This is a genomic window from Methylobacterium sp. 142-1Y, assembly GCF_057747795.1.
This window is the reverse complement of record NZ_CM173224.1, coordinates 3,502,584-3,515,635: the sequence shown is the minus strand read 5'-3', so window position 1 is coordinate 3,515,635 and position 13,052 is coordinate 3,502,584. Positions and strand designations below refer to the sequence as shown.

Sequence of the window (13,052 nt, the reverse complement as noted above, 5' to 3'; positions counted from 1 at the left end):
TCGGCAAGCCCGCGCGGTGGAGTCGGTGGCTCCACACGCTTGAGCGATGCGGAACCCGTCCGACAAGGTACGCGATCGCGTACTGCCGGGTCTCGGTGCCGGATGCTGAAATGGTGTTGCCATTTCAGGAAAGCCGCCATGATCTCCATCGTCACCGCCGCCAATATCCGCAGCTTTGCATCCGAGATGGAGCAGGCCTATCGCCTGAGACATCAGGTCTTCGTCACCGAGATGGGATGGAAGGACATCGAGAGGCCGGATGGACGGGAAATCGACCAGTTCGACGACCAGCATGCCGTGCACATGCTGGCGACGGACCGGGGCGAGGTGCTGGGCTACCAGCGGATGCTGCCGACGACCCGACCGTACCTGCTGACGGAGGTGCTGCCGCAACTCTGTGACGGGCCGGCACCGCGGGGCCCGCACATCTGGGAATGGACGCGCTACTGCGTCAAGCAGGGGCATCGCGACCGCGGCCGGATGCTGAGCCCGATCGGCAGCGCGTTGCTGACGGGAATCGTGGAATGGGGGCTCGCCAGCGGGGTCGATCAGATCGTCATCGAGATGAACCCGTTGTGGCTCCTCCGGCTGGTACAACTGCATTTCCGGGTCACGCCCCTCGGCATTCCCCAGATCGTCGGCACCCAGGAAACCGTCGCGGTGACCGCCGCCTTCGACGAGCGGACGCTGGAGCGCCTGCGGACCGTGCGCGGCAGCGAGGCTCCGGTGATCCGGGACGACGTCCTCACGGACCGGCGGCTCTTCGGCTAGAGCATTTTCCGACGAAGTGGATGCCGGCTCGTCGCAGAAAACGAGACAAGACAAAGACTTGGAGAGCTTCGCGATTGCAGCGCGATCGTGAAGCGCTCTAAACAGGCTTCGCAATAGTGGCCGCCGCTTTTGCGATAAAAGCCCGCGACAAAACAGGAATCCAAGCCTGCTCGGAGCACTTTTCGAAGACGTTGGCGCCGATTCGTCGCGGACGAAGCGGCAGAACCGGAGACCGATCGCAGCGTGATCAGGCGATGACCAGGGTCGAGGGATCACGTCACGCCGTCAGGGGGATGTCGTTCGCGACATTCCCCCGATGGCGCTCGCCCCCGATGGCGCTTGCCCCCGATGGCGCTTGCCTGAACGCGTTCACCCTTCGGGTCCGTCCCGCTCCGCCTCCGCGCCCTGCGCCGCGAGGGAGAGGATCAGCCGCGCCACCCGCATCCGGACCTCGGGCGGCGTGATCCGCCGGAAGGCTGCCAGGATCGCCTGCTCGTCCGGCAGCGGCGCATCGTCCTGCGCGGCCTCCAGCCCGACCCGGCCGGCTTCCGGTGGAATGAAGATCGAGTCGATCGGGCATCGCAGGATCGAGCAGATCTTCCAGAGCAATCCTGCGCTGATATGGTCCTGACCAAGCTCGTATTTCATGATCTGGTGATCCGATACGCCGACTAGGTCGCCGAATTTCAGTCGCGATATTCCGCGATCCAGTCGGAAGGCGCGAATTTTTCTTCTGATTGCGCGTTTCGTTGCGAGGTCTTTGAAAAATATATTGTCGCCGCTCGATTTTCCATTCCCCGCGCGAATATGCTAATATCTCTCGGTCGACAAAATATGGCGCAACCAAAGCTCATATCATATTCCGCAGCAGACGATAATCAAGGCGCCGGGAGTCATGACCAATTTCACCCAGATCAGTTTTGACCTGCTTTCGGCAATAAAACAAAGTTCCGACGCGGATCAGGTTTGCGCGATACTTGAGCATGCTTCGCACATTTTTGGATACGAGACGTTCGTCGTCGCCGGGGCGCCACTGAAATCTCAGGACAACCTGCAGGACCGGCTGACGCTCGGGCGGCTGCCGGCACGATGGTCCGAGCGCTACGGGGAATGCGGCTACATCCACCACGATCCCGTCGTCGCGCATGCGCGGCGGATGAACGGGCTGTTCCGGTGGTCGGACGCGCCCGTCGGCCGCGACGAGCGCCTGGCCCGGACCATCATGGGGGAGGCCTCCGAGATCGGATTGCGGGACGGATACTGCATTCCGATCCAGGACCTGACGTGCACGCGGATCGTGTCGTTCGGCGGTGCGCATCTCGACCTGCCGGACCAGGCCTTGTCCGGGCTGCACATGCTGGCCATCTACGCCGACCTCGCCGTCCGTGATCTCGCCGTCCGGGTGCCGGCCGCGACGCGGCAGCGCGCGCTCGCCCCGGGATCGCCGCGCTGCTCGCCGCGCGAGATCGAGTGCATCAAGTGGGCCGCCGCCGGCAAGACCGGCTGGGAGACCTCCGAGATCCTGTCGCTGTCGCACCGCACCGTCGAGAGCTACCTGAACACGGCGGCGCAGAAGCTGGGAGCGACCAACCGCGCCCATCTCGTGGCGCAGGCCCTGCGCCACGGAATCATCGATTGACGGGGATCGTCGGCTGAGCCGGCGATCGTAGAATCACGGGGTATCGCAACCGCCGACGAATGCCGTACCCCGCTCCGCGGAGGAGGGGCGGCGGCGGTCACGGTCGTCGACGCGGACAACAACCGTCGGAGCACCCCCTCCCGCATGCCCTGTGCCGGTTTCGGCATCGCGTCTTCGTCGAGACCACGGGGTGGCGAGATCATGATGTCGGAAGCATGCCGCAGGCCGGTTGGACGAGCGTGTGCCTCCTCCAGCCCGTTCGGGCAGGCCGCATTGCCGATGAGATCGCGCGCGCTTCTCACGATGGAGTTCGCGGCGGACAATCTATCTTGCGTTCCTCCAAGGGAGATGGGACGGCCGAGCCATGACACGCAGAACGCTTGATACCACGCTCGCATTTCTTCGCGCGCTTGATCGAGCCGCCAGCCCGCAAGATGTCGGGACTCTCCTGCGTCAGGAGCTCTCCGAATACGGAGTCGAGCACATGCTGGCCGGCATGATCCCCAGTCCAGGCGCTTCCGCCGGGCGCCAGTATGGGCACGTCCTTCTCGACGGCATGCCGCCGGCCTGGATCAAGCGATACGCTGCCAAAGGTTATATTTACCGCGACGCGACAGTACGCCGGCTCTGCTTCGATCAGGAGCCGTTCACCTGGTCGTCGGCCGCGGAGCGGTATGCCGATGATCCGATGGCGGTGCGGATCATGCACGAGGCCGCCGACCATGGCGCACGCGCGGGCCTGACCATCCCGCTGCTCACCCTTGATGCCAGCCTCGCGGCATGCAGCGTCTCCGGACGCCACTTCGACGTGCCTCCCGACAAGGTCGGCACCGTGCAACTCATCGCCACCTACGCGGCCGCGCGCCTGATGCTGCTGCGCGGGTCGGAATCGGTCGAGGTTCGGTTGACCGATCGCGAGCGCGAGGTGCTGCAATGGGCGGCAGACGGAAAGACGGCCTGGGAGACGGGTGAGATATTGGCAGTCTCGTCGAAGACGGTGGAGCATCACCTGTCGACATCGCGCCAGAAGCTCCGTGCGCTGAACGGCGTTCAAGCCGTCGCCAACGCGCTTCGGCAGGGACTCATTCATTAGGGGATTTCCCAATACACGGCCGTTGCGCAAAATGAATATTTCCCCAGTGTCACTGGGGAAATGCCAATGATCCATGCCGTGGATGCTGCGAACATTCATCAATACAGATGCGAAATGGAGGCCGTGTGGCGACTCAGACATCAAGTATTTGTCGAGGAAATGGGCTGGAGAGATCTTGATCGTCCCGACGGACGCGAGATCGACCAATTCGATACGCCTGCCGCCGTCCATCTCTTGGCGATCGATGACGGCCAGGTGATCGGATACAGCCGTTTGGTGCCGACCATTGGTCCGCATTTGCTGTCGGAAGTGTTTCCGCACGTCTGCGAGGAGATTCCACGAGGGCCTCACGTCTGGGAGTGGACCCGGCAGGCCGTCGCTCCATCCCATCGCGCCCGCGGCACGTCCCGCCTGGTCACGATGCGGCTGTTGGCCGGCATCGTCGAATGGGGGATGGCGAATGGCGTATCGAGCGTGACGACGCTGATGCCGATGTCGTATCTGGGACCCTTTCTCGACGCGTATTTCCGCGTCGTTCCGCTCGGCTTGCCGACCGAGATCGATGGGAAGCGCACGCTGGCGGGGCAGGCCCATTTCGACGCCCGCACCATCCGCCGGCTCGGCGAGATGCGGGGCGATCCGACACCCGTGCTCGTCCACCGTCCCGCACCGGCTCTGGTGGCGTGAAGGATTTCAACCGGCCATGACCCAGCGCCCCCTCCCGTCCGTCGACGACGTCGCCGCGATGCTGCCCGGGCTCGTCCGGGCCCTCGGGCTCATCGTCGATCAGACGGAACCCCTCGTCGAGCTTTCCCGCCGGGCGACCAACCTGCCCGAAGAGACGGCGGACAGGATGTCCGACATCGGCCACGCGTTGACGGAGCAGGCCCACCTCCTGATGCGCGAGGCGGCCGAGCGCCGGCAGTCCGGGCCGGGCCGCATCGCCCTCAAGGCCGCCTCCGGTGTGGAGACGGGCGAGACGCCCGGCGGCTAAGCGGATTTCGCAAAAGTCGCCACCGGTTTTGCGGAAAAAATCTGCGACAAAACAAGGATCTAAGCGGACGAAGCGTTGGTCTGCCGACGCAAGGCTGCTTAGGCCGGTCGCCCGGCTCGGCGGACCCGAGTTTTGTGCCTTGACGAGACGCGCGCAAACGCGGTTTATGTCGCCCCGGATGTCCGCGATTTGCCAGCCATGGCAGATATTTGCGCCGTCCAGCCGGTGTAGCACAGCGGTAGTGCAGCGGTTTTGTAAACCGAAGGTCGGGGGTTCGATCCCCTCCGCCGGCACCATTCATCCCGGACAAGGCCGCTCGGGCGGCGCCCCATCGGTCGAGGCGCGATGATGCCGTCCTTCCGCATCCGCCAGCTCCTGATCGCGGTGCCCCTCCTGCTCGCGGCGTCGGTCGGCCGACCCGAGGCCGCCGACGGTGCGGGCCGGCACCACGGGCCCGTCGCGGTCCTCGCCGACCGGAGCCTTACGGTGGCGCCGGGCGCGCGTCTGCCGCTCTTCGCCTCCGCCGACCTGGAGGGGCGCCACCCGGAGGTGACCCGGGCGGTGATCGTGCTCCATGGCCGCCTGCGCGACGCCGCGACCTATTTCGAGACCGGCCTGTCCGCCCGGGAGGCCGCCGGCCCGGCGGGCGAGGGCACGCTGATCGTGGCGCCGCAATTCCTCAGCCGCACCGACTGGGAGGCCTACGACCTGCCGCAGGACGTGCTGCGCTGGACGCGCGAGGGCTGGGAGGGCGGGGACGACGCGCTCGGGCCCAATCTTCCCGGATCTCATCTTCCCGGATCCAAGCCCCTCAGTTCCTTCGATGCCCTCGACGCGATCCTGGCCCGCCTCGGCGACCGGACCCGCTTCCCGAACCTGTCGCGCATCGTCGTCGCCGGGCATTCCGGCGGCGGGCAGGTGGCGCAGCGCTACGCCGTCCTGTCCCGGGCCGGCGACGCCCTGGCGCGGCAGGGCGTGCGCGTGAGCTATGTCGTCGCCAATCCGAGCAGCTATGCCTATTTCACCCCCGAGCGGCCGGGCCCGACCGCCGGTTGCCCCGGCTACGACCGCTGGAAATACGGCGTGCAGGATCTGCCGCGCTACGCCGCCGGGGCCGACCCCGGGGCGCTCGAGGCGGCCTACGTCGCCCGGCCGGTGACCTACCTGCTCGGCGGCCTGGACACCGACCCGGACCACCCGGCCCTCGACAAGAGCTGCATGGCCGAGGCGCAGGGGCCGTTCCGGCTCGCCCGCGGCGAGTTCTACCGGGCGGCCCTGAAGGCGCGCCATCCCGACCTGCGGCAACCCCTCCACGTGGTGCCGGGCGTCGGCCATAGCGGTCGGCGGATGCTCGGCTCGGCCTGCGGCCTCTCGGCCCTGTTCGATATGCCGGGCTGCGGCAACGAGGCTGGCCCGGTTCGTGCCAGCCGGAGCGGCACACACACGAGGTAATCCAGCAGAATGACCGCACTCCCCAAGGTCGCCTTCATCGGGACCGGCGGCACCCTCTCGTCGGTGGGCCGCGATACCCTCGACATCCTCGACTACACCGCCACCGGCCGACGCCTGGAGGCGGAGGAGATTCTTGGCCGGGTGCCGGAGGCCGCCACCGTCGCCGAGGTGGTGCCGGTGCGCTTCCGGGCGGTGACGAGCCCCGGGATCGGCTTCTCCGACTGGCGCGAGCTGGTCCTGATCTGCGAGCGCCTGGTGGCGGAGCATCCGGACCTCGCCGGCATCGTGATCGGGCACGGCACCGCCACCCTGGAGGAGACCGCCTACGCGCTGAGCCTCACCCTCACGGTCGCGGTGCCGGTGGTGGTGGTGGGCTCGCAGAGGCCGATCAGCGCCCTGTCGAGCGATGCCCCCCTCAACCTCGTCGCCGCCCTGCGGACCGCCGCCGCGCCGGAATCCCGCGGGCGGGGCGTGCTGGTGGTGCTCAACGACGAGATCCAGGCCGCCCGCGAGGTGACCAAGACCTCGGTCGCCCGGCTCCAGACCTTCCGGACACCGGATTTCGGCGTGCTCGGCCAGGTCGACGGGCCGCATGTGCGCTACTACCGCAGGTCCGAGCGCCGTCATGCCCCCGGGACGCCGTTCGACATCCGGGGCCTCGACGCCCTGCCGCGGGTCGATATCTCCTATGCTTACGCCGATGCCGACGGCACGGCGGTGCGGGCCTTCGCGCATGCCGGCGCACGGGGCATCGTCTCGGCCGGGCTCGCTCCCGGCATGACCCCGCCGGCGGAGGCCGAGGCCCTGAGGGAGGCGGTCGCCGCCGGCCTCGCCGTGGTGCAATCGACCCGCGCCGGCAGCGGCGTGGTGCCGGACACCGAGCGGCTGGCCGAACTCGGCATCCTCAGCGCCGACAACCTGACGCCGCAGAAGGCCCGCATCCTCCTGGCGCTGGCCCTCACGACGACGCGCGACCCTGCGACGCTGCGGGAGATCTTCGCGACCTATTGAGGCGCCGGCGCCCAGGCGCGACGGCCTATCCCGTCCGGCGATTGCCAGGCGAGCCGACGCTGCTCTAGGGTCTCGACGCTAGGCCCGACGACTGCCCCCGCGGGTCGGGCCGGCGGCAGGTCGGGCCGGCGCAGTCTGAACATCTCCGTCAGCGCCCGACCTGCACGACGGGGGAGAACGACCCCCGGGGAGACGATGTCCGATGGTGCGCCTGAACGAGATCCGGGCCGGCGAGGTCGCGGTCGCGCCTCCCGCCGCGCTGGATGCCGGCCTCGTCTTCATCGGCCGCATCCGCACCCCCTGGACCGACCGCCTCGTCTGCCCGCGCCAGGGCCGGCCCGACGGGCCTCTCTGCCGGATCGAGGTCTATCCCCCCTGGCGCGAGGCCCTCGACGGCGTCGCCCTCTACGAGCGCCTGGAGGTGCTGTACTGGCTCGACCGGTCGCGGCGCGACCTCGTGCGCCAGAGCCCGGCCGGCGACGGCACGACGCGGGGCACCTTCTCGCTGCGCTCGCCCGTGCGGCCGAACCCGATCGGCACCAGCATCGTCCGGCTGATCGGGGTCGAGGACGGAAACCTGCACGTGCGCGGGCTCGACTGCCTCGACGGCACGCCGCTCCTCGACCTCAAGCCCGACCGCACCCTGTTCACTCCCCTGGCGCCGCCGCAGGCGGGGGATGCGCAGACCGGTGCCGCGTGAGGATCGTCACCGCGCTCCTCCTCGTCCTGATTGTGGTCGCATCGTCGGCACGGGCCGATGCCGTGCAGGCCGGCGAGGCAACGCCCCTGCCGATGCAGGAGGTCGCGCCGGGCGTCTTCGTCTATGCGGCGCCCTACGCACTCGCCGGGCGCGGCAATGACGGGGCCATCGCCAATGTCGGCTTCGTGATCGGGCGCGACGCCGTGGCGGTGATCGATACCGGCGGTAGCCTGCGGGCGGGGGAGCGCCTGCGCGCGGCGCTGCGGCAGCGCACGGCCCTGCCGGTGCGCTATGTGGTCAACACCCACGTCCATCCCGACCACGTGCTGGGCAACGCCGCCTTCGCCACGGACGGCACGACCTTCGTCGGCCACCGCGCCCTGCCGGAGGCCCTGGCGGCACGGGCGCAGGATTACCTGCGGGCCAATGCCGACCTCGTCGGGCCCGACTTTGCCGGCACCCGGATCGTGCCGCCGACCCTGCTGGTCTCAGGCGCCCTCGACCTCGACCTCGGCGGCCGGGCGCTCCACCTCGAAGCCTGGCCGACCTCCCACACCAACAGCGACCTGACGGTCCGCGACGGGGCCACCGAGACCTGGTTCCTCGGCGACCTGCTTTTCGTCGGCCACGTGCCGGCCCTCGACGGGCGGCTCACCGGCTGGATCGCCACCTTGCGCGCCCTGCGGGCGCGGCCCGCCGCCCGGGTGGTGCCCGGCCACGGCCCCGCCGCCGTCCCGTGGCCCGCCGCCGCCGGGCCGATCGACCGCTACCTCGCGGTCCTCGAGGCGCAGGTGCGGGCGATGGTGCGGGACGGGACGCCGATCGGCGAGGCCGGCCGGGCGGCGGCGGGAGAGGCGGGCGATTGGGCTCTGTTCGACGATTTCAACGCCCGCAACGCCACGACCGCCTACCAGGAATTGGAATGGGAATAGTCGACGACTTACGGTTAGGCTCGTGCGGCGAATCGTGCTCGTTCGCCGGCCAACAAGTCCGTACACGAACCGTTGATGTTGCATGGCACCATCTCGATGCTGCCCCGCAGCATGCAACGGGATATATACCTTAGTTATGAATTTGGGAGCCGCGGGAGGCCACCCTGCGGCAGGCTGGTGTGTTGACGGCGTCCCAATTTCTCTTAGAGTTCCTTCAAGCTTCGGTTTCAACGGTGCCGCCAGGGGAAGGCGGTGTTCGGTTCGCAGACACGGCAGGCCCCGCCCGGGCACCTCTCGCGCCAGTCCCGCTGGCGGCCGGTTGTGACACGCTGCCGAGGCCAACGACATCCCCAAACGCAAACAGCAGGAAACGGCTTGATGCGCCCCCATCGGGGGCGCGCAGCGGAATGCACCTGTCGGAGGAATCCATGAGAGCGGTCCATCTTCTTGCGGTGAGCGCGGGCATCCTCGGTGCCGTCCCGGCGCTCGCGAACGACGACGTCCTGAAGCGCACGGCCAACCCGGCCGAGCAGGTCCTTCAGACCGTCGACTACGCCAACACGCGCTATTCCAAGCTCGACCAGATCAATACCGGCAACGTCAACAAGCTGCAGGTGGCCTGGACCTTCTCGACCGGCGTGCTGCGCGGTCACGAGGGCGCACCGCTGGTCGTCGGCGACGTGATGTACGTCCACACCCCGTTCCCGAACATCGTCTACGCGCTCGACCTCAACCAGGAGGGCAAGATCCTCTGGAAGTACGAGCCGAAGCAGGACCCGAACGTCATCCCGGTGATGTGCTGCGACACGGTGAACCGTGGCCTGGCCTATGCCGACGGCGCGATCTTCCTGCACCAGGCCGACACCACCATCGTGTCGCTCGACGCCAAGACCGGCAAGGTGAACTGGTCGGTCCAGAACGGCGACCCGAAGGTCGGCGAGACCAACACCGCCACCGTGATGCCGGTGAAGGACAAGCTGATCGTCGGCATCTCGGGCGCCGAGTACGGCATCCGCGGTCACATCACCGCCTACGATCTCAAGACCGGCAAGCAGGCCTGGCGCGCCTACAACGTCGGGCCCGACGCCGAGATGAAGATCGACCCGGAGAAGACCACCGAGCTCGGCAAGCCGGTCGGCAAGGACTCGTCGATCAAGACCTGGGAAGGCGACCAGTGGAAGACCGGCGGCGCCTCGACCTGGGGCTGGTACTCCTACGATCCGAAGCTGAACCTAGTCTATTACGGCACCGGCAACCCCTCGACCTGGAACCCGAAGCAGCGCCCGGGCGACAACAAGTGGTCGATGACGATCTTCGCCCGTGACGCCGATACCGGCATGGCGAAGTGGGTCTACCAGATGACCCCCCACGACGAGTGGGACTATGACGGCATCAACGAGATGATCCTCACGGATCAGAAGGTCGGCGACAAGGAGCGTCCGCTCCTGACCCACTTCGATCGTAACGGCTTCGGCTACACCCTCGACCGGGCCACCGGCGAGCTGCTCGTCGCCGAGAAGTACGATCCGGCGGTGAACTGGGCCACCAAGGTCGACCAGGACAAGTCCTCGAAGACCTACGGCCGTCCGCTCGTCGTCGCCAAGTACTCGACCGACCAGAACGGCGAGGACACCAACTCCAAGGGCATCTGCCCGGCGGCGCTCGGCTCGAAGGACCAGCAGCCGGCGGCCTACTCGCCCAAGACCAACCTGTTCTACGTGCCGACCAACCACGTCTGCATGGACTACGAGCCGTTCCGGGTGAGCTACACCCCGGGCCAGCCCTATGTCGGGGCGACCCTGTCGATGTACCCGGCGCCCAACAGCCACGGCGGCATGGGCAACTTCATCGCCTGGGACAACGTGGCCGGCAAGATCAAGTGGTCGGTGCCCGAGCAGTTTTCGGTGTGGTCGGGCGCGCTGGCCACCGCGGGTGACGTGGTGTTCTACGGCACGCTCGAAGGCTACCTGAAGGCGGTCGATTCCAAGACCGGCAAGGAACTCTACAAGTTCAAGACCCCGTCGGGCATCATCGGCAACGTGATGACCTACCAGCACAAGGGCAAGCAGCAGGTCGCCGTCCTCTCGGGCGTCGGCGGCTGGGCGGGCATCGGCCTCGCGGCCGGCCTCACCGACCCGAATGCCGGCCTCGGCGCGGTCGGCGGCTACGCCGCCCTGTCGAGCTACACCAACCTCGGCGGCCAGCTGACCGTCTTCACCCTGCCGAACTGATCGCGCGGGGACCGGCAGGAGGCCGCTTCGGCCTCCTTGCCTCAGACCTAAGTCCGGGCCGGCGCGGGTATCCGCGCCGGCCTCCTTATGATTAGATTATCATCAGGGTTGCGGAACGCCGATTTGGCGGCAGCTCAATGATATCAGGGAGAAGCGTCCTTTGCGTCACCTCAGCAAAGTTGTCCTGCGGCCGCTCGCGGCCGGCCTCGCCCTAGCAACCGTCGCGATGGTTGCCGTACATGCTGAGGATGCCAAGAAGTCCGATGCCAAGCCGGATCCGGCGCTGGCCAACCAACTCAACCCCAACGACAAGACCGCCGAGCCCGACGAGAAGCTGCTCGCCAAGGATGCCGCCGTGAAGGTGGAGGATGGCAAGTATTTCGACGCCGCCGGCGCCCCGACCTTCCACGTCACCGACAACGGCAAGAAGGTCGACTGGTACGCCTATTCGGGGTACCGCCGCTATCACGCCGAGTGCCACGTCTGCCACGGCCCGGACGGCATGGGCTCGACCTACGCTCCGGCGCTCAAGGACTCGCTGAAGTCCCTCTCCTACGAGGAATTCGTCGGCATCGTCGTCGGCGGCAAGCAGGACGTGAACGCCTCGACCCAGAAGGTCATGCCGGCCTTCGGCGACAACAAGAACGTCACCTGCTACATGGACGACATCTACGTCTACCTGAAGGCGCGGGCCGCCGGCGCGATGGGCCGGATCCGGCCGGGCGAGAAGGAAGACAAGCCGGAAGCGGCGCGCAAGCAGGAGAAGGAGTGCCTGGGCGGCTGATGACGCGGGCACCTCTCACGGCACTCGTCCTGGCGGCCGGCCTCGCGCTGGCCGCCCCGGCGCGGGCGCAGAACCTGCCGGATCTCGTCACGACCGATACCCTGCGGGTCTGCGCCGATCCCGGCAACATGCCGTTCTCGGAGCGCAAGGGTGACGGGTTCGAGAACCGCATCGCGGCGATCATCGCCGACGAGCTGAAGGTGAAACTGCGCTATTACTGGCTCACGCAGGGGCCGGGCTTCGTGCGCAACACCCTCGGCACCGGCCTGTGCGACGTCATCGTCGGCTCGGCCTTCGGCAACGAGCTGGTGCAGAGCACCAACCCCTATTACCGCTCGCTTTACGTCCTGGTGTCGCGCCACGGCACCTTCGAGGGACTGACCGGGCTCGACGATCCGCGCCTCAAGGCAAAGGCGATCGGCGTGATCGTCGGCACGCCCCCGGTCGAGCGGATGGGGGCCGTCGGCCTGGTGCCGACGATGAAGCCCTATTCGCCGTATCAGTTCGACCCGGCGCGCAAGTACCAGACCGTCTCGGCCGAGATCGTCGCCGACGTCGCCTCGGGCAAGCTCGACGCCGCGGTGTTGTGGGGGCCCGCCGCCGGCTGGCTCGCCAAGGAAGCCGGCAAGCAGGCCGGCGGCCTCGACCTGGTGCCGCTGCTGCGCGAGCCCGACCGGCCGCCGTTGGCTTACCGCATCGCCATGGGCGTGCGGCACGGCGAGAACGAGTGGAAGCGGATCCTCAACACCGCTTTGCGCAAACGCCGGGCCGAGATCGAGGCGGTGTTGCGCGACTACGCCGTGCCGCTCCTCGACGAGGAGGAGAACCGGCTGCTGCCGGCGGAACCGAAACCGTGAGGCGGCCGCTCGCGGTCCTTGCTCTGATGCTCTCGGCCCTGGTGCCGGCCGCGACCGTCGGCCGCGCGGCCGCCGCGCCGCCCGAGCCCGACGGGTACCGCCAGGAAGACTTTCGGAGTCCGACGCCCGCGACCCTGCGCGGCGCCCAGACGGTCACGACGCCGGAGGCCGAGCGGCTGTGGCGGGCCGGCGCCGCCTTCGTCGACGTGCTGCCGCGCCCGCCCCGGCCCACGACCCTGCCCCCCGGCACGATCTGGCGCGATGCGCCCCACGACAGCATCCCGCACGCCCATTGGTTGCCCAATACCGGCTTCGGCGCGCTGGCGCCGCAGACCGAGGCGTATTTTCGGAGCGGCCTCGCGGCGGCGACCGAGGGCCGGCTCGACACGCCCATCGTGCTGTTCTGCCAACGGAATTGCTGGATGTCGTGGAACGCCGCGAAGCGCGCCCTGGCGCTGGGCTACCGCCACGTCCACTGGTACCCGGACGGCACCGACGGCTGGGGCGAGGCCGGCCTGCCCGTCGAGAGGCTGAGCCCGGCGGCGCCGTGACGCCCGGGCCCGCCCGTGGCATGCAGGCGGCGTCGAG

Annotated in this window: 14 protein-coding genes and 1 tRNA gene; 14 read left to right on the top strand and 1 reads right to left on the bottom strand. The window is 68.1% G+C overall.

The window, feature by feature from the left end; genetic code table 11:
- Positions 1 to 138 precede the first annotated feature (138 nt).
- Complete coding sequence (locus AC3AOF_RS15990; protein WP_236989913.1) at positions 139 to 771, top strand: acyl-homoserine-lactone synthase; 633 nt, start codon at positions 139 to 141, stop codon at positions 769 to 771.
- A gap of 369 nt (positions 772 to 1,140) precedes the next feature.
- Here the strand turns inward: AC3AOF_RS15990 and AC3AOF_RS15985 are convergent, their stop codons facing one another.
- Positions 1,141 to 1,461: a helix-turn-helix transcriptional regulator gene (locus AC3AOF_RS15985; RefSeq protein WP_488349002.1), complete on the bottom strand. Its 321-nt coding sequence runs from the start codon at positions 1,459 to 1,461 to the stop codon at positions 1,141 to 1,143.
- Between the two features lie 205 nt (positions 1,462 to 1,666).
- Here AC3AOF_RS15985 and AC3AOF_RS15980 point away from each other — a divergent pair, with 205 nt between their 5' ends.
- From AC3AOF_RS15980 to AC3AOF_RS15920, 13 genes are all read left to right on the top strand, one after another.
- Positions 1,667 to 2,410 (top strand): LuxR family transcriptional regulator, encoded by a 744-nt coding sequence (locus AC3AOF_RS15980; RefSeq protein ID WP_236989914.1) that lies wholly within the window; start codon positions 1,667 to 1,669, stop codon positions 2,408 to 2,410.
- A 364-nt stretch (positions 2,411 to 2,774) separates the two neighbouring features.
- Positions 2,775 to 3,503, top strand: a complete 729-nt coding sequence (locus tag AC3AOF_RS15975; RefSeq protein ID WP_488345874.1) for an autoinducer binding domain-containing protein — start codon at positions 2,775 to 2,777, stop codon at positions 3,501 to 3,503.
- A gap of 66 nt (positions 3,504 to 3,569) precedes the next feature.
- A complete protein-coding gene (locus AC3AOF_RS15970; RefSeq protein ID WP_488345873.1) occupies positions 3,570 to 4,190 on the top strand; it encodes an acyl-homoserine-lactone synthase in 621 nt (206 codons plus the stop codon).
- A 16-nt stretch (positions 4,191 to 4,206) separates the two neighbouring features.
- Entirely contained in the window at positions 4,207 to 4,497 is a 291-nt protein-coding gene (locus AC3AOF_RS15965) for a hypothetical protein (RefSeq protein ID WP_488345872.1), read from the top strand.
- 221 nt (positions 4,498 to 4,718) lie between these two features.
- Positions 4,719 to 4,793 (top strand) — tRNA-Thr (locus tag AC3AOF_RS15960).
- A 49-nt stretch (positions 4,794 to 4,842) separates the two neighbouring features.
- Complete coding sequence (locus tag AC3AOF_RS15955) at positions 4,843 to 5,949, top strand: alpha/beta hydrolase (protein ID WP_488345871.1); 1,107 nt, start codon at positions 4,843 to 4,845, stop codon at positions 5,947 to 5,949.
- 9 nt (positions 5,950 to 5,958) lie between these two features.
- Positions 5,959 to 6,960 (top strand): asparaginase, encoded by a 1,002-nt coding sequence (locus AC3AOF_RS15950; protein ID WP_236989919.1) that lies wholly within the window; start codon positions 5,959 to 5,961, stop codon positions 6,958 to 6,960.
- A gap of 202 nt (positions 6,961 to 7,162) precedes the next feature.
- On the top strand, positions 7,163 to 7,660 hold the full coding sequence (gene tsaA, locus AC3AOF_RS15945; RefSeq protein WP_236989920.1) for a tRNA (N6-threonylcarbamoyladenosine(37)-N6)-methyltransferase TrmO: 498 nt from the start codon (positions 7,163 to 7,165) through the stop codon (positions 7,658 to 7,660).
- A 26-nt stretch (positions 7,661 to 7,686) separates the two neighbouring features.
- Positions 7,687 to 8,592: a quinoprotein relay system zinc metallohydrolase 2 gene (locus AC3AOF_RS15940; protein WP_488349001.1), complete on the top strand. Its 906-nt coding sequence runs from the start codon at positions 7,687 to 7,689 to the stop codon at positions 8,590 to 8,592.
- 428 nt (positions 8,593 to 9,020) lie between these two features.
- The gene (gene xoxF5, locus AC3AOF_RS15935) at positions 9,021 to 10,823 is read left to right on the top strand and encodes a lanthanide-dependent methanol dehydrogenase XoxF5 (protein WP_236989922.1); all 1,803 of its coding nucleotides are present in this window, start codon (positions 9,021 to 9,023) and stop codon (positions 10,821 to 10,823) included.
- 160 nt (positions 10,824 to 10,983) lie between these two features.
- On the top strand, positions 10,984 to 11,607 hold the full coding sequence (locus tag AC3AOF_RS15930; RefSeq protein ID WP_272913271.1) for a c-type cytochrome, methanol metabolism-related: 624 nt from the start codon (positions 10,984 to 10,986) through the stop codon (positions 11,605 to 11,607).
- The gene (gene xoxJ, locus AC3AOF_RS15925) at positions 11,607 to 12,464 is read left to right on the top strand and encodes a rare earth element methanol dehydrogenase accessory protein XoxJ (RefSeq protein WP_488345870.1); all 858 of its coding nucleotides are present in this window, start codon (positions 11,607 to 11,609) and stop codon (positions 12,462 to 12,464) included. Before AC3AOF_RS15930 ends, xoxJ begins: the two co-directional genes overlap by 1 nt.
- Complete coding sequence (locus AC3AOF_RS15920) at positions 12,461 to 13,015, top strand: PQQ-dependent catabolism-associated CXXCW motif protein (protein ID WP_488345869.1); 555 nt, start codon at positions 12,461 to 12,463, stop codon at positions 13,013 to 13,015. Before xoxJ ends, AC3AOF_RS15920 begins: the two co-directional genes overlap by 4 nt.
- Positions 13,016 to 13,052: the final 37 nt, after the last annotated feature.